This window comes from Leifsonia sp. NCR5, assembly GCF_002105485.1.
Classification (GTDB): Bacteria; Actinomycetota; Actinomycetes; order Actinomycetales; family Microbacteriaceae; genus Leifsonia.
Genome location: NZ_NCSR01000009.1, coordinates 60,763 through 81,869 on the forward strand (window position 1 = coordinate 60,763; position 21,107 = coordinate 81,869).

At 69.9% G+C, this 21,107-nt stretch carries 23 protein-coding genes; 7 read left to right on the forward strand and 16 right to left on the reverse strand.

Annotated features, from left to right (window positions below; all coding sequences use genetic code 11):
- The first annotated feature begins 11 nt into the window (after nt 1-11).
- On the forward strand, nt 12-404 hold the full coding sequence (locus tag B7438_RS09490; RefSeq protein WP_085369310.1) for a DUF3224 domain-containing protein: 393 nt from the start codon (nt 12-14) through the stop codon (nt 402-404).
- Nucleotides 405-449: 45 nt separating this feature from the next.
- On the forward strand, nt 450-644 hold the full coding sequence (locus B7438_RS09495) for a hypothetical protein (protein WP_085369311.1): 195 nt from the start codon (nt 450-452) through the stop codon (nt 642-644).
- Nucleotides 645-670: 26 nt separating this feature from the next.
- Here B7438_RS09495 and B7438_RS09500 read toward each other — a convergent pair whose 3' ends face one another.
- From B7438_RS09500 to B7438_RS09520, 5 genes are all read right to left on the reverse strand, one after another.
- On the reverse strand, nt 671-2,827 hold the full coding sequence (locus tag B7438_RS09500) for a DEAD/DEAH box helicase (RefSeq protein WP_085369312.1): 2,157 nt from the start codon (nt 2,825-2,827) through the stop codon (nt 671-673).
- A 172-nt stretch (nt 2,828-2,999) separates the two neighbouring features.
- Complete coding sequence (locus tag B7438_RS09505) at nt 3,000-3,341, reverse strand: DUF6804 family protein (protein ID WP_256921954.1); 342 nt, start codon at nt 3,339-3,341, stop codon at nt 3,000-3,002.
- A gap of 93 nt (nt 3,342-3,434) precedes the next feature.
- The gene (locus B7438_RS09510; RefSeq protein WP_085369314.1) at nt 3,435-3,860 is read right to left on the reverse strand and encodes an RbsD/FucU family protein; all 426 of its coding nucleotides are present in this window, start codon (nt 3,858-3,860) and stop codon (nt 3,435-3,437) included.
- A 180-nt stretch (nt 3,861-4,040) separates the two neighbouring features.
- A complete protein-coding gene (locus B7438_RS09515) occupies nt 4,041-6,263 on the reverse strand; it encodes a cation-translocating P-type ATPase (RefSeq protein WP_256921955.1) in 2,223 nt (740 codons plus the stop codon).
- Nucleotides 6,260-6,484: a heavy-metal-associated domain-containing protein gene (locus B7438_RS09520; protein ID WP_085369316.1), complete on the reverse strand. Its 225-nt coding sequence runs from the start codon at nt 6,482-6,484 to the stop codon at nt 6,260-6,262. Before B7438_RS09520 ends, B7438_RS09515 begins: the two co-directional genes overlap by 4 nt.
- Before the next feature lie 61 nt (nt 6,485-6,545).
- Here B7438_RS09520 and B7438_RS09525 point away from each other — a divergent pair, with 61 nt between their 5' ends.
- Genes B7438_RS09525 through B7438_RS09535 form a run of 3 tightly spaced genes read left to right on the forward strand, consistent with a single transcriptional unit; the run spans nt 6,546 to nt 8,697 of the window.
- The gene (locus B7438_RS09525; RefSeq protein WP_085369317.1) at nt 6,546-6,824 is read left to right on the forward strand and encodes a metal-sensitive transcriptional regulator; all 279 of its coding nucleotides are present in this window, start codon (nt 6,546-6,548) and stop codon (nt 6,822-6,824) included.
- A 2-nt stretch (nt 6,825-6,826) separates the two neighbouring features.
- Nucleotides 6,827-7,354 carry an O-acetyl-ADP-ribose deacetylase gene (locus tag B7438_RS09530; protein ID WP_085369318.1) on the forward strand — a complete coding sequence of 176 codons (528 nt, stop codon included), beginning with the start codon at nt 6,827-6,829 and terminating at the stop codon, nt 7,352-7,354.
- Nucleotides 7,351-8,697: a M20/M25/M40 family metallo-hydrolase gene (locus tag B7438_RS09535; RefSeq protein WP_256921956.1), complete on the forward strand. Its 1,347-nt coding sequence runs from the start codon at nt 7,351-7,353 to the stop codon at nt 8,695-8,697. Before B7438_RS09530 ends, B7438_RS09535 begins: the two co-directional genes overlap by 4 nt.
- 82 nt (nt 8,698-8,779) lie before the next feature.
- Here B7438_RS09535 and B7438_RS09540 read toward each other — a convergent pair whose 3' ends face one another.
- From B7438_RS09540 to B7438_RS09560, 5 genes are all read right to left on the reverse strand, one after another.
- Nucleotides 8,780-9,373 carry a GDSL-type esterase/lipase family protein gene (locus B7438_RS09540; protein WP_085369319.1) on the reverse strand — a complete coding sequence of 198 codons (594 nt, stop codon included), beginning with the start codon at nt 9,371-9,373 and terminating at the stop codon, nt 8,780-8,782.
- A 113-nt stretch (nt 9,374-9,486) separates the two neighbouring features.
- Nucleotides 9,487-10,347, reverse strand: coding sequence for an aldehyde dehydrogenase (locus B7438_RS09545; RefSeq protein WP_085369320.1), 861 nt, complete (start codon nt 10,345-10,347; stop codon nt 9,487-9,489).
- Nucleotides 10,344-11,852 carry an aldehyde dehydrogenase family protein gene (locus B7438_RS09550; RefSeq protein ID WP_085369321.1) on the reverse strand — a complete coding sequence of 503 codons (1,509 nt, stop codon included), beginning with the start codon at nt 11,850-11,852 and terminating at the stop codon, nt 10,344-10,346. Before B7438_RS09550 ends, B7438_RS09545 begins: the two co-directional genes overlap by 4 nt.
- 24 nt (nt 11,853-11,876) lie before the next feature.
- On the reverse strand, nt 11,877-12,908 hold the full coding sequence (gene deoC, locus B7438_RS09555; protein WP_085369322.1) for a deoxyribose-phosphate aldolase: 1,032 nt from the start codon (nt 12,906-12,908) through the stop codon (nt 11,877-11,879).
- 13 nt (nt 12,909-12,921) lie between these two features.
- Entirely contained in the window at nt 12,922-13,872 is a 951-nt protein-coding gene (locus tag B7438_RS09560) for a sugar-binding transcriptional regulator (protein WP_168690811.1), read from the reverse strand.
- Between the two features lie 98 nt (nt 13,873-13,970).
- Between B7438_RS09560 and B7438_RS09565 the strand changes: the two genes are divergently transcribed.
- Nucleotides 13,971-14,912: an ROK family protein gene (locus tag B7438_RS09565; protein ID WP_085369324.1), complete on the forward strand. Its 942-nt coding sequence runs from the start codon at nt 13,971-13,973 to the stop codon at nt 14,910-14,912.
- Between the two features lie 66 nt (nt 14,913-14,978).
- On the opposite strand, the gene B7438_RS09570 is transcribed toward B7438_RS09565, so the two are convergent.
- Genes B7438_RS09570 through B7438_RS09595 form a run of 6 tightly spaced genes read right to left on the reverse strand, consistent with a single transcriptional unit; the run spans nt 14,979 to nt 19,538 of the window.
- Nucleotides 14,979-16,199 (reverse strand): CynX/NimT family MFS transporter, encoded by a 1,221-nt coding sequence (locus tag B7438_RS09570; protein WP_085369325.1) that lies wholly within the window; start codon nt 16,197-16,199, stop codon nt 14,979-14,981.
- Entirely contained in the window at nt 16,199-17,143 is a 945-nt protein-coding gene (locus B7438_RS09575; RefSeq protein WP_085369326.1) for a bifunctional riboflavin kinase/FAD synthetase, read from the reverse strand. The genes B7438_RS09570 and B7438_RS09575 overlap by 1 nt, the downstream gene beginning before the upstream one ends.
- Nucleotides 17,140-17,616, reverse strand: coding sequence for a hypothetical protein (locus tag B7438_RS09580; RefSeq protein ID WP_085369327.1), 477 nt, complete (start codon nt 17,614-17,616; stop codon nt 17,140-17,142). The genes B7438_RS09575 and B7438_RS09580 overlap by 4 nt, the downstream gene beginning before the upstream one ends.
- 25 nt (nt 17,617-17,641) lie before the next feature.
- Nucleotides 17,642-18,010: a hypothetical protein gene (locus B7438_RS09585; RefSeq protein ID WP_085369328.1), complete on the reverse strand. Its 369-nt coding sequence runs from the start codon at nt 18,008-18,010 to the stop codon at nt 17,642-17,644.
- Nucleotides 18,007-18,915, reverse strand: coding sequence for a tRNA pseudouridine(55) synthase TruB (gene truB, locus B7438_RS09590; RefSeq protein WP_085369329.1), 909 nt, complete (start codon nt 18,913-18,915; stop codon nt 18,007-18,009). The genes B7438_RS09585 and truB overlap by 4 nt, the downstream gene beginning before the upstream one ends.
- Nucleotides 18,912-19,538: a TetR/AcrR family transcriptional regulator gene (locus B7438_RS09595; protein ID WP_085369330.1), complete on the reverse strand. Its 627-nt coding sequence runs from the start codon at nt 19,536-19,538 to the stop codon at nt 18,912-18,914. Before B7438_RS09595 ends, truB begins: the two co-directional genes overlap by 4 nt.
- Before the next feature lie 90 nt (nt 19,539-19,628).
- On the opposite strand from B7438_RS09595, the gene B7438_RS09600 reads away from it, so the two are divergent.
- Complete coding sequence (locus B7438_RS09600; protein ID WP_085369331.1) at nt 19,629-21,095, forward strand: DHA2 family efflux MFS transporter permease subunit; 1,467 nt, start codon at nt 19,629-19,631, stop codon at nt 21,093-21,095.
- Nucleotides 21,096-21,107 lie beyond the last annotated feature (12 nt).

Below are 21,107 nucleotides of genomic sequence, written 5' to 3' on the forward strand. Positions count from 1 at the left end.
ATGGTGAGGGGATGAGCGAGCACGAGACGATCACCGCCCGATTCGAGGTCACCGGCTGGGACCCGGCAGAGCTTTCCGGCATCGACGGGGACTGGGTCGGAGCGATCACCATGCGGAAGACGTACACGGAGGGACTGGTCGGAGAGTCCGTCGCGCACTTCGTGTCGTCCGGCACGGAGGAGAGCCGCGGCTACCTCGCGGCCGAGCGGGTGACGGGCACCCTCGACGACGGCAGGACCGGCTCGTTCACCGTGCACCACGGCGCGCTGCAGCACCCGAGCGACGACTCGGCGTTCGGCTACATCATCCCCGGCACGGGGACGGGCGATTTCGCCGCGTTCTCCGGCCAGGCGCGCATCCTGCACGACGGCAGAGGGCCGTACTTCGTCTTCACGCTCGGCTGACACCAGCCTCTCGACCGCGGCAGGCGCGAGAGGTACCCTCGGTGCATGACCGAGAGCGACACGCGCGGCGGCGACGACGAGCTGGACGACTTCCGCGAAGCCCAGGAGGCCGACTACGAGCCGGCCCCCATCGTTCGCGACGAGGACGACCTGCCCGTCGCCGACGACCAGGACGACGACCTCGTCCCCGACGACGACCGGCCGGTGCCTCTCGACCCGGACGACGCCGACATCGCCTGAGGCGGCGCCGGCGCCCACCCGGGCGACTACCCCAGCGCGTCCTCCAGCAGGTGGATGAGCGCATCCAGCTGCACGGAGTCCGCCGAGCCCGGCTCGACATCCGAGCCGTCGAGCGCGCGAGCCGCGAGGCCCTGCTTGGCGTCGATCAGCTCGGCGATCTTGGAGTCGATGGTCTGCGCGGCGATGATCCTCCACGCCGTGACCGGCTCCTCCTGGCCGATGCGGTGCACGCGGTCGATGGCCTGGGTCTGCTCCGCCGCCGTCCAGGACAGCTCGGCCAGGACGACGTTGGACGCCGCCTGCAGGTTGAGCCCGACGCCCGCGGCGGTCAGCGAGCACACCGCCACCGACACCTCCGGGTCGTTGTTGAACGCGTCGATCTCCCGCTGGCGGGCGATCGCGGTCTGGTCTCCGCGGATCGAGATCGTCTTGAGGTCGCGGGCGGCGAAGGCCTCCTCCGCCGCATCCATCACGTCGATGTGCTTGGCGAAGAACACCACCTTGCCGACGGAGCGCGCGAGCTGCGCTGCGTAGTCGGAGGCCAGCCCCGCCTTCGCCTGACCGATCTTGCGGACCATCGTGAAGACGTTGTCCCCGCTCTTGGACGAGCGTGCGTCCTCGAGCTCCGACTGGGCGACGAGGCGGATGAGGTGCGCACGGTGCGCGTCGTCGTCTCCGTCGAACGAGTCCGGCCGGCCGGCGGCGGATGCGCGGCGGAACTTGGCGACGAGGCGGGCAGCCAGCTCCTTCTCCGCCTGGCGGATGCTGCGGCCGAGGTCGTCGTCCAGCTCGACGGGCAGGTCGACCACGCGGCGGCTCGGCAGGTCGGCGGCCACGTCGATCTTGCGGCGGCGGACGATGCCCATGTCGATGACGGCCTCGCGCGCCGCGGCGTAGAAGCCGAAATCGGCCGGCGTCAGCTCGGTCTCCTCGAGCTTCTCCATCAGGGCGGGCGCCGGCTTGTTGCCGTCGATCCAGCCGAGGAACTGCCAGATGGCCTTGAAGTCGTCGATGTCGTTGATCAGCGGGGTGCCGGTGAGCGCCATCAGCAGGGGGTCGCCGGTCTTCTTGATCGCGTCCGCGAGCCCGAGCACGTACTTGGAGCGCTGCGAGTGCAGGTTCTTGATGAAGTGCGCCTCGTCGACGACCATGCCCTTGAAGCCGAGCGTGCTCAGCCAGGCGAGGTGCCGATCCAGGACCTCGTAGTTGACGATGACGACGTCGGCGAACGCATCCAGGCCCTCGCCGTCGCCGTGGATGACCGTCGCCCTGCGGTGCGGCGTCCAGCGCTCCACCTCGCGCGCCCAGTTCATCTTGACGACGTTCGGGACGACGGCGAGCAGTGGATACGCGCCGGCGACACTCGCTGCGAGGACGGACTGCGCCGTCTTGCCGAGGCCCGGCTCGTCGGCGAGCAGGAAGCTGCGGTGGCCGAGCCGGACGCTCTCCACGAAGCGGGCCTGGTGGTGCATCAGCTCGAGGCCGGGAGGCGAATACCGGTCGATGGCCGGAGCGGGCGGCAGCTCCATGCTGGCCGCCTGGCCGCCGGAGCCGTACTCGAACGACTTGAACAGCGGGCCGAGCAGCTCCCACGAGTCGAGACGGCGCCGCGGAGCGGACTGCGCGGCCGTGGCCTTCGAGAAGTCGGGGGCGAGGAACGGGTTCGAGAGCTGCCTGGCACGCACAGACTGCGGGATGACCTGCTTCTCGGCGAGCTCCGGCGTGATGACGCTGTCCTGCTTGGCGACGGGACGCTCCACCGTGATGATGAGGTCGTCCGGAGAGAGCTCCGTGCCCGACTCGAGCAGCCAGTCCCTGCGCATGGTCTGCGCGGTCGCCGTGGGAGGAGACTCGCTCTCCAGCAGGGCGATGAGCGAGGTGTCGCGCGCGGCCGTCTTGGCCAGGATGGTCGCGATGCCGTCCAGGCGCTTCAGCTGCTCCGCGCGAGCTGCGTCGCTCAGCTCGGGGTCCGACTTGGCCCTGGCCCGCTCCTCGCGCATGAGGAACGCGATGACCTGGAACTTGGTGCGATTGGTCGGTCCGAGCTTCTTGCCGTCCGCGGCCTTCGCCTCCACCTCCCGCACTTTGCGCGCGAGGACGGGGATCAGCCCGTCGTTGTTCGCGTGGCGGGTGCGTCGCTGCTGCTGGCGCGACGAGCTGGTGCGTTGACCGGAACGAGACATGGTCCTCCAGGGGGAGCGTCGCGCGCTGACGAAGAGCGGACGCCGTATGGCGTGAGGGCCGGCGCAGCGTCCGGGCGGGGAACCGAATGGACCCGCCCGCCGCGGTGAGCGCCGGGGACGCGTCGTGCAGGAACTCGCGACGCGACCACCAGTTTACGCGAGGATGCGCGAATCAGCGACGCGGATCGACGGGGATCTTCACGGTGACCGCGACGGCGACGAAGAGCACGGCGCCCGCGAGGTGCAGGAGACGGATGACCACGTCTCCGAAGGTGATCGGCCAGACCGGGTTCCAGAGCACGGCGACGGGGATCAGACCGGCCAGCCACCACCACTGCTTGGCCTGTCCGGCGAAGACGCAGAGGATGAGCGCGAGGATGCTCACCGCATACTGCACGTAGAGGTACCACTCGCCCCCGATCAGGGCGAGGCCGCCGATCAGGACGATCGCCCCGAGGATGCCGGGCGCGAGAGCCGCGCGGTTGAAGGTCGGCTGCGGGGTGGGTCGGGACACGGTCACCGAGTCTACGGCAGGAGCATCCACGCTGGTGGGGCGTGCCGGCGCCGATGAGGCTCCGGCACGCCCACGTTCAGCTGTGCGTGTGATTCAGCAGGGGCCTTTCCGCAACAGGAACGCGCATGGTGGGGCGTCCGACCCCACGCTCACGGTCACAACGGAATGGCGGGCGAGCTCGACGAATTCGCCGAGCTCCAGACGGGTCATGGGCACGCGACGGAGTTCGGCATCGGAAGCGATGCCGTTCACCGCGAACGCCACGTCTGGGACATCGTACGGTTCACCGGCGAGATCGAGGAACGTGATCGGCGACGGATCGTCGTTGTCGAGAGGGAACACGCTGAGAATCGCGTCGGCCGCGGCTTCAGTCGTCACCTCTCCGAGATGAATGACGGGTGAAACTATTTCTTCTTGTGGATAGCCGCTGCCGACAAGGGTAAGCATGTCGCCATCGTGCATGGAATCAAGGACGCTCAAGAGCGCACCGGACAGCAGCGGGCTGAGGTTCTTCAGCAAAGTCGGGCCTTTCCTGTAAAACGAATATTTCTCAACCCCTATGTGGAGGATAGACCCGGCAGTATGTCCTCCCCCACCCCCCATTCAGGGGTGAATGCACGCGGCGCGCCGGGATACTGTTCAGATCGCACACAGGGTCACTGATATGGACGCATCCCGGCGCCGAATATGACGCCCGCGTCAGGAAGAAACCGTACGCCCGGAAAACCGTCGCAACCGCAGGCTGTTGAGCACCACGAACACGCTCGAGAACGCCATCGCCGCCCCGGCGATCATCGGGTTCAGCAGCCCGGACGCCGCGATCGGGATGGCCGCGACGTTGTACGCGAACGCCCAGAACAGGTTGCCCCTGATGATCGACACCGTGCGCCTGGACAGCCGGATCGCGTCCGCCACGAGCACCGGATCCGAGCGCAGCAGCGTGAGGTCGCCCGCCTCGATGGCGACATCCGAGCCCGAGCCCATCGCGATGCCCAGATCGGCGGCCGCGAGCGCCGCAGCGTCGTTGACGCCGTCCCCGAGCATCGCCACCGACCGGCCGTCGTCCTGCATCCGCCGGACGGCCTGCGCCTTCCCCTCCGGCGTCGCCCCGCCCACCACGCGCTGGATGCGCAACGGCGCGACCACAGCCCGTACGGTCTCCTCGTGGTCGCCGCTCAGCACCACGGGCTCCAGGCCGAGCGCCCGCACCCGGCCGATCGCCTCTGCGGCATCCGGACGCAGCGGGTCCGTGACGCTGAGGACCGCGGCCGGCGCGTCGTCGACGGAGACGACGACCGCCGTGGCACCCGCCGCCCTGGCGTCGCGCAGCGCGTCGGAGAGCACGGCAGGGAGGGTCGCGTGCGCGTCGGCGCGTGCGACGGCGACCGTCCGTCCGTCCACTTGCGCCGTCACGCCGAACCCGGCCACGGCACGGAATCCGGTGACGGGAGCGTGCGCATCCACTGCCGCAGCGATCGCCCGGCCGATCGGGTGCTCCGACCCGCGCTCGGCCGATGCGGCGAGCAGCAGCACCTCCTGCGCATCCGCCCCATCCGCCGTGACGACGCCGGTGACCGTCATCGCTCCGGTGGTGAGCGTTCCGGTCTTGTCGAACACGATCGTGTCGATGCGGCCCGTGCGTTCGAGCACCTCCGGGCCGGTGATCAGGATGCCGAGCTGGGCGGCGCGTCCCGTGCCGACCAGCAGCGCGGTCGGGGTAGCAAGACCGAGCGCGCACGGGCAGGCGACGATGAGCACGGCGACCGCGGCGGAGATCGCAGCGGACGTGCCGCCGCCGAGGAGCATCCACACACCGAAGGTAACCAGGGCGAGCGCGATGACCACGGGCACGAAGACGCCGGAGATCCGGTCGGCCAGTCGCTGGACGGCCGCCTTGCCGAGCTGGGCCTCCTCCACCAATTTCGCCATCCTGGCCAGCTGCGTGTCCGCTCCGACCCGGGATGCGCGCACCACCAGCGTGCCGGCATGCGCAATGGTGCCTCCGGCGACCGTGTCGCCCTCCGCCACCTCGACCGGCACGGACTCCCCCGTCATCGCGCTGGTGTCGACGGCGGCGGCGCCGTCCTGCACGACGCCGTCCGCAGCGATGCGCTCGCCGGGCCGCACCACGAACCGGTCGCCGACCGCGAGAGCGGAGACCGGAACGCGCGTCTCCGACCCGTCGCCGGTCAGGATCGCGACGTCTTTCGCCCCGGCCTGCAGCAGTTCGCGCAGCGCGGCGCCCGCCTTCCGCTTCGACCGCTCCTCCACGAACCGCCCGAGCAGCAGGAACGTCGTGACGCCGGCAGCGACCTCCAGGTAGATGGCCCCGGATGCGCTGCCCGGCTCCGCGACGAGGGTGAACGGATGCCGCATCCCCAGTTCGCCCGCCGTGCCGAAGACGAGAGCCCACACCGACCAGAGGTAGGCGGCGGCCGTGCCGAGCGACACGAGCGTGTCCATCGTGGCCGCCCCGTGCCGCAGGTTGATCGCCGCAGAGCGGTGGAACGGCCAGCCGCCCCACAGCACCACCGGCGTCGCCAGCAGCAGCGACACCCACTGCCAGCCCCAGAACTGCCAGGCCGGGATCATGGCCAGCAGCACGACGGGCACGGTGAGCGCCGCGCTGACGATCAGCCGCAGGCGCAGGGCGGACGACGACGATGCTTCCCTGGGAGGCTCCACCGCTTCGATGACGTGCGCGCCGTATCCGGCCTTCTGCACCTCGGCCACGAGCAGTGCCGGATCGAGCGACGCGGGGGCCGTGACCCTGGCCCGCTCGGTGGCGAGGTTGACGCTGGCGGTGACGCCGTCGATCCTGCCGAGCCGCTTCTCGACGCGGGCGACGCAGCTGGCGCAGGTCATCCCGTCGATCGCGAGGTCGAGCTGGATGCCGGGAGCGGCCGTGTCTGCGCTCGTCACAGCAGGGGAAGCTGTCGGGGGTGGGCCAGCGTGTACCCGGCCTCTTCGACCGCGCTCTGGACCGCATCCCATGCGAGAGCGGCGTCGCTGGTGACCGTCGCCGTGCCTGCCGCCACGTCGACCGCCACGGCCGTGACGCCGTCCAGCGCCCCCAGCTCTTCGCTCACCGCGTGCGCGCAGTGCGCGCAGGTCATGCCCTGGATGTCGTAGCTCGTTTCCATATCTTCGACTGTAACACATACCCCATAGGGGTATACGGGATCGGCGCGGTATCCTGGACGGGTGATCGCAGACATCAAGAAACGCGCCATGCACCGCACGCGCATCCTCGAAGGCCAGCTGAGAGGCCTGGAGAAGATGATCGAGAACGAGGACTACTGCATCGACATCATCACCCAGTCCCTCGCCATCCAGAAGTCGCTCGGCTCGCTCAACAAGCTGCTCGTCGAGAACCATCTCAAGACGCACGTCACCGAGATGTTCGACGAGGGCGGCAGCCAGCGCGACGACGCCATCGTCGAGCTTCTGAAGGTGTACGAGCTCTCCAACAACAGGGGCTGACGGTGGACGACCTGATCCAGATCGTCCGCGGCGACATCACCGACGAGCACGTCGACGCCATCGTCAACGCCGCGAACAGCTCCCTCCTGGGCGGAGGGGGCGTCGACGGCGCCATCCACCGCCGCGGCGGCCCGGCCATCCTCGACGCTTGCCGCGAACTGCGCGCGACGACGCTCCCGGATGGGCTCCCCACCGGCCAGGCCGTCGCCACCATCGCCGGCGAGCTCGACGCCACCTGGGTCATCCACGCGGTCGGCCCCGTCTGGTCGGCGACGGAGGACAGGACGGAACTGCTGCAGAACGCCTACCGTTCATCGCTGCGCGTCGCGCGCGAGGTCGGCGCGACCTCGGTGGCCTTCCCTGCGATCTCCGCAGGGGTCTACGGCTGGCCGATGGACGACGCCGCCCGCATCGCGGTCAGCACGGTCCGCGCGGTGCTCGCCGCGTCGTTCGGGCCGGTGGAGCTGGTGCGCTTCGTGCTCTACTCCGACGACGCCCTCGCAGCGTTCCGCCGGGCGGCGGGAGAGTGAGCGATCCAGCGCGCATCGACGACGATGCCGCCATCGACCGCTTCCGCACGCTGCTGCGCATCCCGACCATGTCCCGCAACGCGGTCGAGCAGACGGACTGGGAGGCGTTCGACACCTTCATCGCCACGCTGCCCGAGCTGTATCCGCACCTGCACGCCGCGCTGGAGCGCGAGCAGCACGGCCACTCCCTGCTCTACCGCTGGCGCGGCGCGGGCGACGGCGCCCCCACCGTCCTGATGGCGCACTACGACGTGGTGCCGGCCACCGACGACGGCTGGGAGCACCCGCCGTTCGGCGCCGAGATCACCGGAACAGGCGACGCCCGCGTGCTGTGGAGCAGAGGCACCCTCGACGACAAGGGAGCCCTCGTCGCCATCCTCGAAGCAGTGGATGCGCTGGTCGCCGCCGGCCACACCCCCGCCGCGGACGTTTACCTCAGCTTCGGCCACGACGAGGAGACCGTCGGGTCCGGGGCGAAGACGATCGTCGCCTCCCTCGCCGACCGCGGCGTGCGTCCGGCGCTGGTGCTCGACGAGGGCGGTGCGGTCGTCGAGGGCATCTTCCCCGGCGTCGCGAAGCCGATCGCGGTCGTCGGCGTCAGCGAGAAGGGCATCACGAGCGTCCGGCTGACGGTCGAGCAGAACGGAGGGCACGCCTCCACGCCGCCCAAGCTGACCGCGACGGTGCGGCTGGCGCGCGCGATCACGCGGCTGAACGCAAAACCGTTCCCCGCCGGGCTCAGCGAGACCAACCTGCAGATGGTGGAGACGCTCGGAGCCCACGCCACCGGCCCGCTGCGCGCGGTGTTCATCCGCGCCCGGCGCCTGAAGCCCGCGCTGGTCGCGGTGCTCGGCCGGGTGAGCGACGAGACCCGCGCGATCGTACGCACGACGACGGCGGTCACGCAGCTGTCCGGCAGCCTCGCCGCCAACGCCCTGCCGGAGACCGCCGAGGCGGTCGTCAACGTGCGCATCGCCGTCGGGTCGAGCGTCGCCGAGACCATGACGCACCTCCGCCGCGCCATCCGCGACCCGTTGGTGCGCATCGAGGCGATCGACCCGAGCGAACCGTCGCCGGTGTCCCCCACCACCGGTCCGGAGTGGGATGCGATCGCCGGCAGCATCGCGGCCGTGCATCCGGATGCGGTGGTGACGCCGTACATCATGCTCGGCGCCAGCGACAGCCGCCACTTCACCACGATCAGCGACGCGGTCTACCGCTTCACCCCGTTCGAGATGAGCGGCGAGGAGCGGGCGACGCTGCACGCCCGCAACGAGCGCATCCACGTGGCCACCTGGCTCCGCGGCATCCGCTTCTACGAGACGCTGCTGCGCACCCGCTAACCCACGCACACCATCGAGTCCGAAGTTATTCACGCGACACGCCGGGTGGGGGCGTGGACAACTTCGGACTCGATGGCTTGGGTCAGGCCGCCCCGCCCAGGTCCGGCAGCGTGATCGCGCGGCTGGTCGGCGGCTGCTGGCGCAGGCGTTCCAGGGCGGGCACCAGTTCGTTCAGCCAGACGCGGTATCCGTCGTCGTTGAGGTGCAGGCGGTCCTCGCTGTATGCGGGGTTCAGTTCGCCGTCCTCCAGCGCCAGAGCGGGCCACAGGTCGAGCCACTGTGCGTGCACGGTGGGCGCGAACTGCCACAGGTGGCGGTTGATGTCGCGGATCTGGTCCGCGAACTCGTGGCCGCGCGGCAGCACCGACTGCACCAGGATGCGCGTCTCCTGCAGTTCCCTGCGCAGCGTGACCAGGATGGTCTCCACGTTGCGCACGATGTGCTCGACCGAGCGCCGCCAGGCGAGGTCGTTCGTGCCGATCAGCAGCACCACGACGGTGGGCTGCGCGTTGATCACATCCCACAGACGGGCCACCACGTCGTCCGTGGTGTCTCCCCCGACCCCGAAGTTGTAGATGGTCTCCCCCGGCATCCACGCCTGCCAGTCGCCGCCCTGCGTGAGACTGTCTCCGACGAGGGCGGTCGGACCCATACCCGACATCCCCTGATCCGTCATCCGGACCTCCTAAGTCTTTCCTTCATCCTCCCCCATGATGCGCAAAGGCGCGAGGGGTGTACCGCTGCGCAGGGCTGCGGTACACCCCTCGTGGATGCTCGGAACGGTCGGGATCAGATCAGCGACTTGGTGTGCCAGACCGTCTTCGTCTCGGTGAAGAACGCGATCCTGTCGAGCGACGGAGCTGCCGCATCCGGACCGTTCTCCGGGGCGAGGACGCGCTTCAGCGTGTCGGCCGCCGCGATCTGCAGGTCGATCCACTCGAGGCCGCCCGCGCCGACCAGGTCGAGCGCGTTGACGTCGGCGTGCGAGGCGAGCCACGGTGCGATCTCGGCCGGGGAGCCGGTCAGGATGTTCACCACACCGCCGGGCACATCGCTCGTCGCGAGCACCTCGCTCAGGCTGATCGCGGACAGCGGGAAGCGCTCGCTCGCCACCACGACCACCGTATTGCCCGCCACCAGCGCGGGGGCGACGGCGCTCACGAAGCCGAGCAGCCCGGTGTCCTGCGGGGCGACGATCGCGACCACGCCGGTGGGCTCCGGCACCGAGATGTTGAAGTACGGACCGGCGACCGGGTTGGCGTTTCCGACGACCTGCGCGAACTTGTCCGCCCAGCCCGCGTACCAGACCCAGCGGTCGATCGCCTCGTCCACCTGCGCGCCGGCGACGGCGGCGGAGACGCCCTCCGTCTGCTGCACCTCGTCGACGAACTGGGCGCGACGGCCCTCCATCAGTTCGGCGATGCGGTAGAGCACCTGGCCGCGGTTGTACGCGGTGGCGCCCGCCCAGCCGCTGAGCGCTCCGCGGGCGGCGACCACGGCATCCCGGGCGTCCTTGCGGGACGCCTTCGCCGCGTTGGCCAGGAAGGCGCCCTTCGCGGAGACGACCTCGTACGTGCGACCGGACTCGCTGCGCGGGAACTTGCCGCCGATGTAGAGCTTGTAGGTCTTCGGCACGGTCAGGCGGCTCATTTCTTCGCTCCCTTGCGGGTCGTGGTGGATGCGGAGGTCAGCGCCGCGGCGGACGAGCCGCCGAGCGCGCGGCCGGGCGTCAGGTACGCGGCGAGCCCGTGGCGACCGCCCTCGCGGCCGTAGCCGGATTCCTTGTATCCACCGAACGGGCTGGCCGGGTCGAACCTGTTGAACGTGTTCGCCCAGATCACACCGGCGCGCAGCTTGTCCGCCACGGCCAGGATCCGGCTGCCCTTGTCGCTCCAGATGCCGGCGGACAGGCCGTACGGGGTGTTGTTCGCCTTCGCGATGGCCTCGGCGGGCGTGCGGAAGGTGAGCACGGAGAGCACCGGTCCGAAGATCTCCTCGCGGGCGATCCGGTGGCTGGTGGAGACGTTGTCGAAGATCGTCGGCGCGAACCAGAACCCGTTCTCCGGGATGGCGCAGTCGGCCGTCCAGCGGTCAGCCCCCTCCGCCTCCCCGATGTCGGACAGCTCCCGGATGCGCTGCAGCTGCTCCGCGCTGTTGATCGCGCCGATGTCGGTGTTCTTGTCGAGCGGGTCGCCGAGGCGCAGTGTCGACAGGCGGCTCTTCAGGCGGTCGACGACCTCGTCGTGGATGCTCTCCTGCACCAGCAGGCGGCTGCCTGCGCAGCAGACGTGACCCTGGTTGAAGAAGATGCCGTTGACGATGCCCTCGACGGCCTGGTCGATCGGGGCGTCGTCGAAGACGATGTTCGCCGCCTTGCCGCCGAGTTCGAGGGTCAGCTTCTTGTCGGTTCCGGCGACGGCGCGGGCGATCTCCCTGCCGACCGCGGTGGAGCCGGTGAAGGCGACCTTGTTCACATCCGGGTGGTTGACCAGGTCGCGACCGGTCTCGCCCGCACCGGTGACGATGTTGACGACGCCGGCGGGGAGGCCGGCCTGCTGCACGATCTCGGCGAACAGGAGCGCGGTCAGCGGGGTGGTCTCCGCCGGCTTCAGCACGACGGTGTTGCCCGCCGCCAGCGCGGGGGCGATCTTCCAGGCGAGCATCAGCAGCGGGAAGTTCCACGGGATCACCTGGGCGGCGACGCCGAGCGCGCGCGGTGCGGGGCCGAGACCGGCGTGGTCGAGCTTGTCCGCCCATCCCGCGTAGTAGAAGAACCAGGCGGCGACGAGCGGGACGTCCACATCCCTGCTCTCCTTGATCGGCTTGCCGTTGTCGAGGCTCTCCGCCACCGCGAGTTCGCGGGCGCGCTCCTGGACGAGGCGCGCGATGCGGAACAGGTACTTGCCGCGGTCGCTGCCGCTCATCTTCGACCACACGCGCTCGTACGACCGGCGCGCGGCGGCGACGGCAGCATCCACGTCGGCGGCGTTGGCCGTCGCGATGGTCGCGATGCGCTCCTCCGTCGCCGGGGAGATGGTCTGGAACGGGGTGCCGTTGCCCTCGACGAACTCGCCGTCGATGAAGAGGCCGTACTGGTCGCGCAGGTTCAGGATGGCCCTGGACTCCGGCGCTGGTGCGTATTCGAGGAAACTCATTGTTCTGCCTTCGGTCTCTGCTGGTCAGTCGATCGTGACGTAGTCGGCGCCGGAGTAGTGGCCGGTGCTCAGCTTCTGACGCTGCAGCAGCACGTCGTTGAGCAGGCTGGACGCTCCGAACCGGAACAGGTGCGGCTGCAGCCAGTGCTCGCCCACCGTCTCCGCGACCGTCACCAGATACTTGATGGCGTCCTTCGACGACCGGATGCCGCCGGCCGGCTTCACGCCGATCTCCTCGCCGGTGAGCTTGTGCCAGTCGCGCACGACCTCCAGCATCAGCAGCGTGACGGGCAGCGTCGCCGCCGGGGACACCTTGCCGGTGGACGTCTTGATGAAGTCTCCTCCGGCGAGGATCGCCAGCCAGGATGCGCGGCGCACGTTGTCGTACGTGTTCAGCTCGCCGGTCTCCAGGATCACCTTGAGGTGGGCGTAGCTGCCGTCTGCGCGGCGGCAGGCTTCCTTCACGGCGACGATCTCGTCGAAGACGAGCCCGTACCGCCCGGAGAGGAACGCCCCGCGGTCGATCACCATGTCGATCTCGTCCGCACCGGCGGCGACGGCGTCCGCCGTGTCCGCCAGCTTCACGGCGAGGGATGCGCGCCCGCTCGGGAACGCGGTCGCCACGGCGGCCACGTTCACGCTGCCTGGGGCACCGCCGGAGCGTCCGGCATGGGATGCGCCGAGCGCCTCCACCGCGTACGGCACCATGTCGCCGTACACGCAGACGGCGGCCGGCCGGGGAGCGGTGAGGTCGCTCGGGTCCGGCGTGAGCGCCTTCGCGACGAGCGAGCGCACCTTGCCGGGCGTGTCAGCGCCTTCGAGGGTGGTCAGGTCGATGAGCTCGATGATCTTGTCGAGCGCCCAGGCCTTGCTGGTGGTCTTGATGGAGCGCGTTCCGAGCCCGGCGGCACGCTGCTCGAGGCCGACGGCGTCGACCCCGGGGATGCCGTTCAGGTAGCGGCGCAGGGAGGCTTCGGTGAAGTCGCCCCCGAGCACCTCCACGGCCCTGGCCGCCGGTGCGAGGGTTCGCACGGGCGGCGTCGTTTCGATGGTCACGTCACTCCTTCTTTCAGCTGGCCGCTGAGCGGCCGAGCAGATGGTTCGCGGTGGATTCGTCGGTGATGATCGTGCTGCACAGCCCGCTGGACACGATCGCGTGCGCCACCCTGTGCTTGGTCTCCCCCGCGATCACGGCGATGCTGGTGCGCGCGGCGCGGAGCTCGTCGAGCGAGATGCCGAGGGTCCTTCCGTCGAGCTCCGGATCGGCGACCTGGCCGTCCTCGGTGATGAACCGGCCGACCACGTCTCCGACGGCGCCCTTCGCGGCGAGGGAGGCGACGTCGTCGGCGGTCAGGTAGCCGGAGTCGACGTGCACGGAGCTGGTGTCGACCACGCCCGCGCTGAACAGGTACGCGGAGGCGCTCCTCGCCAGCGCCAGCACGCTCTGCACCGAGCGGTCGGCCTCGATGGCGCGCCGGGTGGCGGCGTGCTCGAAGATGGCGGGGCTGGGCAGGAGGGTGGCCGTGCCCTGCGCCTTGCGGGCGATCACGACGGCGGTGTCCGCCGCCGCTGTCGCCTGCCGGGTGCTGGACACGCTGCCGTTGATCTGCACGGGGTTGACGCCGACGGCCCAGCCGGGGCGCAGCCGCGCCGCCACCGCGTGCAGGGTGCGTCCCCAGCTCACGCCGAGCGTGCGGGGAACGGGGCGCAGGGTGGTCAGGTAGTCGGCGGCGGCCTGCGCGACGCGCGCCTGCACGTCCGAGTCGGAGTCGAGGGACGGCACGACCACGGCGTCCTGCAGGTCGTAGAAGCCGCACAGCTCGCGTTCGAGCGAGAACCGCCTGGCGCTCGGGTGCACGATCTCGATGCGCACGAAGCCGTGCTCGCGCGCTGCGACGAGCAGCCGTCCCACCTTCCAGCGGCTGACACTGAGGGCGAGACCGATCTCGTCCTGGGTTTTGCCCGCCTCGTAGTACAGCTCAGCGGCTTTGACGGCGAGAATCTCATCGGTGTCGTTCATGGCCACGGTTCCAGCTTAGGAACCGGATGCGCGTCTGAGCAACGGTTGCGCGGATGTTGCTCATATGAGCGCGGGCGGTTTCGTTTAGGGTAAAGGTCGTGCCAACTCCCCTCGCCCTCGCCGTCGACTTCGGCGGAACCAAAGTCGAAGCAGCCATCGTCGATGCGGACGGTCGCCTGCTCGAATTGTCCCGCTTCCGCCGCCCGACGGGCCGCACGGCGACCGTCGCCGACCTCGAGGCCTCGGTGGGCGGCGTCGTCCGCGACGCCATCGCCTCCGTGCCCGCCGGCGCGACGCTCATCGGAGCGGGAATCGGCTGCGCCGGGCCGATCGACCGCATCCGGGGCCTGGTGTCCCCGCTGAACGTCCCGCACTGGCGCGACTACCCGATGCGCGACTTCATCGCCGGCGTCATCGCTGACGCCGGGCTCGACATCCCGGTGACGCTCGAGATGGACGGCGTGGCGATCACGCTCGCCGAGCACTGGGTCGGAGCGGCACAGGGCGTCGACAACGTGATGGGCATGGTCGTCTCGACCGGCATCGGCGGCGGCCTCATCGTTGGCGGCCGCGTGATCACCGGCCCGACGGGCAACGCCGGCCACATCGGGCACGTTGAGGTGGGAGAGCTGGTCGGAGAGGACACGTTCGGCAACCCGAGCGCCCTCGAAGCAATCGCCTCGGGCCCGCACACCGTCGCCTGGGCTCGTCGCCACGGCTTCACCGGGAACACGGGCGAGGAACTGGCGGCGGCGTACGCGGCGGGCGACGAGGTGGCCCACCAGGCCATCGCGCGCACCGGAGAGGCCGTCGGCCGCGCCATCGCGTCGGCGACCGCCCTGCTCGACCTCGAGCTCGTCGCCATCGGCGGCGGCTTCTCGCACTCGACGCCCGACCTGTTCGACCACATGCGCCGCGTCATCGAGAACCACTACTTCCCGTACGTGCGAAAGGTGCGCATCATCCCCTCGGCCCTCTCCTCCGAGGGCCCGCTCATCGGCGCGGCCGCGCTCATCCACCGCGCCCACCTCCTCCCCTGACAATCGAGTCCGAACCTATTCACGCGACACGCCGAGTAGGGGCGTGAACAACTTCGGACTCGATTTTTATGGGCGGAAGTGGTCTTCGAGGGTGTGCGGGCGGGCGACGACGGTGCCGGCGAGGGCGGCAGCGAGCGCGGTGCCGATGAGGACGATGAGGGCCGCTGTCCAGTCGCCGGTGAGCTGGTGCAGCACACCGACCGCGAGCGGGCCGAGCGCACCGAGCGTGTAGCCGAGGCCCTGCGTGAAGCCGCTGAGCGCGACCGAGCCCTCGTGCGTGCGCGTGCGCACGTTGATCAGCACGAGGCAGAGCGGGAACAGCAACGGCCCGAGACCGGCGAACACCACCCACAGCCAGGTCGCCGTGCCCGGCGCGATGATCAGGCCCAGATAGCCGAGCACGAAGAACGCAACGCCCGCGTAGAGCAGCAGGGCGACGTTGCGCATTCTGGCGGCCAGCAGCGGCACCAGCAGCCCGGCCGGGATGCCCATGCCCGCGTACAACGAGAGAAGCGCGCCAGCCTCCACCGGCGTCGAGCCGGCCACGTCGTGCAGGATCTCCGGCAGCCAGGCGAACATCGCGTACGCGTTCAGGCTGGACGCCGCGAACACCACGGCCATCGCCCAGGCGAGCGGCGCGTGCCACACCTTGCCCAGCATCCCGGGCTCAGCGCCCTCCACCTCGACGTCGTGCTCCGGATGCACCGGTCGCCTGGTCAGGATGATGCGCAGCCACGGCAGGATCGCCAGCAGGCTCACCACGCCCCACATCCCCACGGAGACGTGCCAGTTGGATGCGTCGGCCACCGGCACCGCGACCAGCGGAGGCAGCAGCGTGCTCACCGACATCACGGTCGCGTACAGCGACGTGACCAGCCCGATCCTGTCCGGGAAGTACCGCTTCACCAGAGGGGGCAGCAGCACGTTGCCGACACCCATCCCCGCGAAGGTCACGGCGGAGCCGATGGCGAGCATGGCGAACGAGCCGGCCGTCGCCCGCAGGACGTGCCCGAGCAGCATCACGCCGAGCGCCGCGATCAGCACGCCCTCGAGGCTCGCCTTGCGGGTCAGCGACGGCGCGAGCAGGCCGAACAGCGCGAAGAAGATGGGCGGGAGCATCCCGAGCAGCCCGACGCCGACGCTGGTGACCGCGAACTCCGTGCGGATCTCCGAGAAGATCGGCGACAGGGCGGCGACGGCCGTGCGCAGGTTGCTGGCGACGAGCAGGATGCCGATGAGCGCGATGGCGCGGCCATGCCACAGGGGCCTGGCGGGGAGTTCCGTCATCAGTTGGCGTTCTCGGGCTGCAGGATGCTCCTGGCCCTGGCGACATCGTCCGCGATCTGGGCGATCAGCGGCTCGATGCCCGCATACGCGACCATGCCCCTGATGCGTTCGACGAACGAAATCTCGACGTGGTGGTCGTACAGGTCGAGGTCGCGGTCGAGCACGTACGCCTCGACCTGCTTCTGCGGGACGCCCTCGAACGTCGGGTTGTTGCCGACCGAGATGGCGGCAGGGTACCGTTCGCCGCCGTCGGTCAGCCAGCCCGCGTACACGCCGTCCGCCGGGATAAGCCCCTCCGACTCCGGCGACAGGTTCGCCGTCGGGAAGCCGAGCTCCCTGCCGCGCTTCGCCCCGTGCACCACGACGCCGCGCAGGGTCGGGATGTGGCCGAGCAGTTCGCCCGCGTGCGCCACGTCGCCGTCGGCGAGCAGTTCGCGGATCCAGGTGGAGGAGACGCGGCGTCCGTGCTCCGGGCGCACGTCGTCGATGAGGTGCACGACGAAGCCGTAGGTCTCGCCGAACGCGCGCAGCATCTCCACGTCGCCGGCGCCGCGCTTGCCGAACCGGAAGTCGCTTCCGACCAGCACGGCGGCGGCGTGCAGCCTGTCCACCAGGATGTGCTGCACGAACTCCTCGGGGCTGAGGTCGGCCAGCGCACGGTCGAACGGCACGATCAGCGTCGCCTCGACACCCGTGCCCGCGAGCAGGTCGAGCTTCTGCTCGACGCTGACCAGCGCCGTCGGGCACTTCTCCGGCGCGAGAAGCTCCAGTGGGTTCCTGTCGAAGGTGATGACCGTCGGCGTGAGCCCTCCGGAGGCCGCGACCTCGCAGAGCCGCGCGATCACCGCGCGGTGGCCGGTGTGCACCCCGTCGAATTTGCCGATGGTCACCGCACTCGGGCCGAAGCCGTCCGGCACCTCCTGAACGGACCGGAAGACCTTCACGATGCGGCCGGGCGCGGCTTGTGCCCGCGCAGGTAGATCAGCCCGAGGATCGGCAGGACGAGCGGGATGAACAGGTAGCCCATGCCGTAGACCGACCAGACGGTCGCATCCCTGCCGAACGGGTCGATGTCGTGCAAGCCGAGGGCCGCAGGTGCGAAGAGGCTGAGCGAGCCGATCACGAGCACGCCCACCAGCTCGAAGGTGATGGTGATCCAGGCCACCCGGTACCAGGCCACGCCCGGCGCGATCAGCGCGACGGTGGCCACGATGTAGACGACGGCGGCGAGCGCCGAGAGGGTGAACGCGACCGGCGCCTCGTGGAAGCGGTCGATGATCTGGAAGACGCTGCGTCCAGTCGCCGCGAGGGCGAGGACTCCATAGACGAAGACGAGCACACGCCCGATGCCGGTGATCCGCCGCCTGGCGGTGGGGCTCTCCGGGTGTTCGCGCGCGGACATGGTGTGGTGTGACATCGCCTACGATTCTATTCGCGCTGGCTCAGGCTCCCTGCACGAACCAGATCTGCCCCATCCGGTACACCATCACCGCGATGGCGAGGCACACGCCGCCCAGGATCACTGTCGACCACCTGTTGCGCTCGATCAGGGCCCAGAAGGCTCCGGCGGGCGGCAGGATGAGCGCGGAGATCAGGTAGATGTAGAACTCGGGCAGGCTGCCGCTCGGCTCGTTGCCCACCGCCGGGGCGACGATGGTCACGATCAGCTGGGCGATGAGCAGCACCTCGACCAGCGCGACGGCGCCCATGCTGAGGTCGCCGGGCACCCGTCCGGCCAGTCCGAGCACGATGCAGAGCACGCCTGCGACGGCGGCGACGATCACCTGCGTCGCCGTGAACCACTCGATCATGCGGTCGCGATCTCGTCTGTCGGGAAGTTCACGAGGGTTCTTGCTTCCTTTCCGCGGAACTCGATGAGTCCCACCAGGTGTCCGGTCGGTGCGATGGCCGCGAGCGGTTCGCCTCCCCCATTCTCCCTGTCCGCGACGTGGATGCGTTTCCCGTGGGTCAGGTCGATGGCCTGCTGCTCCGTCAGGTCGAACCGCTCGAACAGCGTCGTGGCGGCCTCGGCGGCCGGAACGAGCGCCGAGGCGACGTCGAGGGCTTCGATGGGACGCGCGTCCTCCACGCTGAACGAGCCCACCCGCGTGCGCCGCAGCGCCGTGAGGTGCCCGCCGACGCCGAGCGCGGCACCCAGGTCGCGGGCGAGCGACCGGATGTACGTGCCGGACGAGCAGACCACCCGCACGTCGAGGTCGATGGCGGCGGGCAGCCGCCGCGTGGCGAGCAGCTCGAACTCCGAGACGGTGACCGGCCGCGCCTGCAGCACGATCTCCTCCCCCGCCCGCACCCGCGCATACGCGCGCTTGCCGTCGACCTTGATCGCACTGACCGAGCTCGGAACCTGCTCGATCTCGCCGGTGAGGTCGGCGATGCCGGACCGGATGGCGTCGTCGGTGACCGCGGAGACCGCATCCTGGGGCGCCTCGTCGACGATGTCGCCCTCCGCGTCGTCCGTCGTGGTGCTCTGGCCGAGCCGGATGGTCGCGAGGTACTCCTTGTCGGTGCCGACGATGTACGTCAGCAGCCGCGTGGACGAGTTGAGGCCGACGATCAGCAGGCCGGTGGCCATCGGGTCGAGGGTGCCGGCGTGGCCCACCTTGCGGGTGCCCGCGAGCCTCCTGGTGCGCGCGACGATGTCGTGGCTCGTCCAGCCCTGCGGCTTGTCGACGAGCAGGATGCCGGAGCCCGTCATGCGCTCTTCTCGGCGCTTCGCGTGCCGACGACGTCGAGCACCAGCTGCAGCTTGGTCTGGAACGTGCACTCGAGGAGCTCCGTCGCCGCCTCGTCGATCCCGTACTTCTCGGGGAGTCGGAGTCCGAGCAGCGTGTTCAGCAGCATCCCCTCCGCCAGGAAGGAACGCACGCGCTCCGGTTCGAAGCCCGCCTCGTCGCGCAGCATCGTGTAGATGGCGATGAAGCCCTGCCTGGCCTGCTCGCCGATGACGGGGTCGTGGCCCATGCTGAACGCCTGCATCAGCGACAGCAGCAGCCCGCGGTCCTCGATCAGGTTGACGTACGCCGTGCCGAGCAGCCGGCCGATCTGGTCGTCGGGCGAGCCGTCGGCCTTCCAGCCCGCGATGGTCTCTTCGAACGTCACGAGCAGTTTGCCGAGGGCGCGCGAGAGCACCTCGACGAAGAGGTTCTCCTTGCTGCCGAACATCCGCACGACGTACGGCTGGCTGATGCCGGCCGCCTTGGCGATCTGGTCGGTGGTGGCGCCGACGTATCCGCGTTCCCCGAAGACGAGGCTGGCGGCGGCGAGGATCTGCTCTCTGCGCTCCTCCGCCGGAATGCGCTCACTGATTTTGTCGGTCACGCTTGACAGGTTATCAGTCGATTACTAATCTCGGTCTTGTTGTAATCATCCGATAACAACATTCCCGTGACTTCGACAGGATGTGCCGCCATGTCGTCCCCCTCCACCGCCCGCCGCATCCCGATCTGGCTGGCCGTCGTCGCCGCATCGCTCCCGATGTTCATGGCGACCCTCGACAACCTCGTCGTCACCAGCGCCCTGCCGGTGATCGCCAAAGACCTCAGCGCCTCCATCGAGGAACTGCAGTGGGTCATCAACGCATACACGCTCAGCTTCGCCACCCTCATGCTCATGGCGGTGGCCCTCGGCGACCGGTTCGGACGCCGCACCGTGTTCCTCAGCGGCATCGCCGTCTTCACCCTCGCCTCGGCGGCGAGCGCCCTCGCCACGGAACCCTGGATGCTCATCCTGGCCCGGGCCGTGCAGGGCGTCGGAGCAGCAGCTCTCATGCCGCTGTCCCTCACCCTCCTGGCCGGAAGCGTCAGCGTCAGGATGCGCCCGGCCGCCATCGGCATCTGGGGAGGCATCGCGGGCCTCGGCGTCGCGACGGGACCGCTGATCGGCGGCGCCGTCGTGCAGGGCTGGAACTGGCAGGCCATCTTCTGGCTGAACGTCCCGCTCGGCGTCATCGCCGTGCCCCTCGTGCTCGCCGCCCTGCCGAACAGCTTCGGCCAGCGCGTCCGGGCGGACATCGTCGGCCTGCTGCTCGCCGGCCCAGGCGTCCTCGGGATCGTGTTCGGGATCGTGCGCGGCAACGACGCGGGCTGGGACAGTTTCGAGGTGCTCGGCTCCCTGATCGCCGGCGCCGTGCTGCTCGCGGCGTTCGTCTTCTGGGAGGGCCGCGCCTCCGCGCCGCTGCTGCCGCTGCGCCTGTTCCGCGACCGCAGCTTCACCGTGGCCAACCTGGTCGGCGTGACGTTCAGCTTCGGGATCTTCGGGGCGGTCTTCATCCTGATCCAGTTCCTGCAGGTGGTGCAGGGCCACACGCCCCTCGAAGCCGGTGTGATGACCATGCCGTGGACCCTCGCCCCGATGGTGGTCGCGCCACTCACCGGCCTCGTCTCCGGCCGGACAGGCACCCGGCTGCCGATCCTCGTCGGCCTGGTCCTGCTCACGGTCGCGATGGCCTGGATCGCGCTCACCCTGTCCGCCGATCTCGAATACTCGGCCATGTGGCCGCCGTTCGCCCTCGCCGGCATCGGCATGGGCCTGGTCTTCGCCCCCAGCTCCACCGCCGTGCTCGCCAATATGAAGGCCGAGGACCACGCGAAGGCGTCCGGCACCAACTCCACCCTCCGGGAGATCGGCGTCGCCCTCGGCATCGCCGTGCTCACCGCCGTGTTCACGGGGGCGGGCGGATCGCTGACCCCCACCGGCTACGTGGATGCCGCCATCCCGGCCATCTGGGTCGGCGCCGGAGTGCTCGGAGTGGCCGCGATCATCTCGCTGGCCCTGCCGTCGGGCATCCGCCGCCGCGGCCACCAGGATGCGGAGACCGAGCTCGCGGAGGCGGCGGCGGCCGAAGGCTCCCCGCAGGCGGCAGCACTGGTCGACTGACCGCATCCGGTC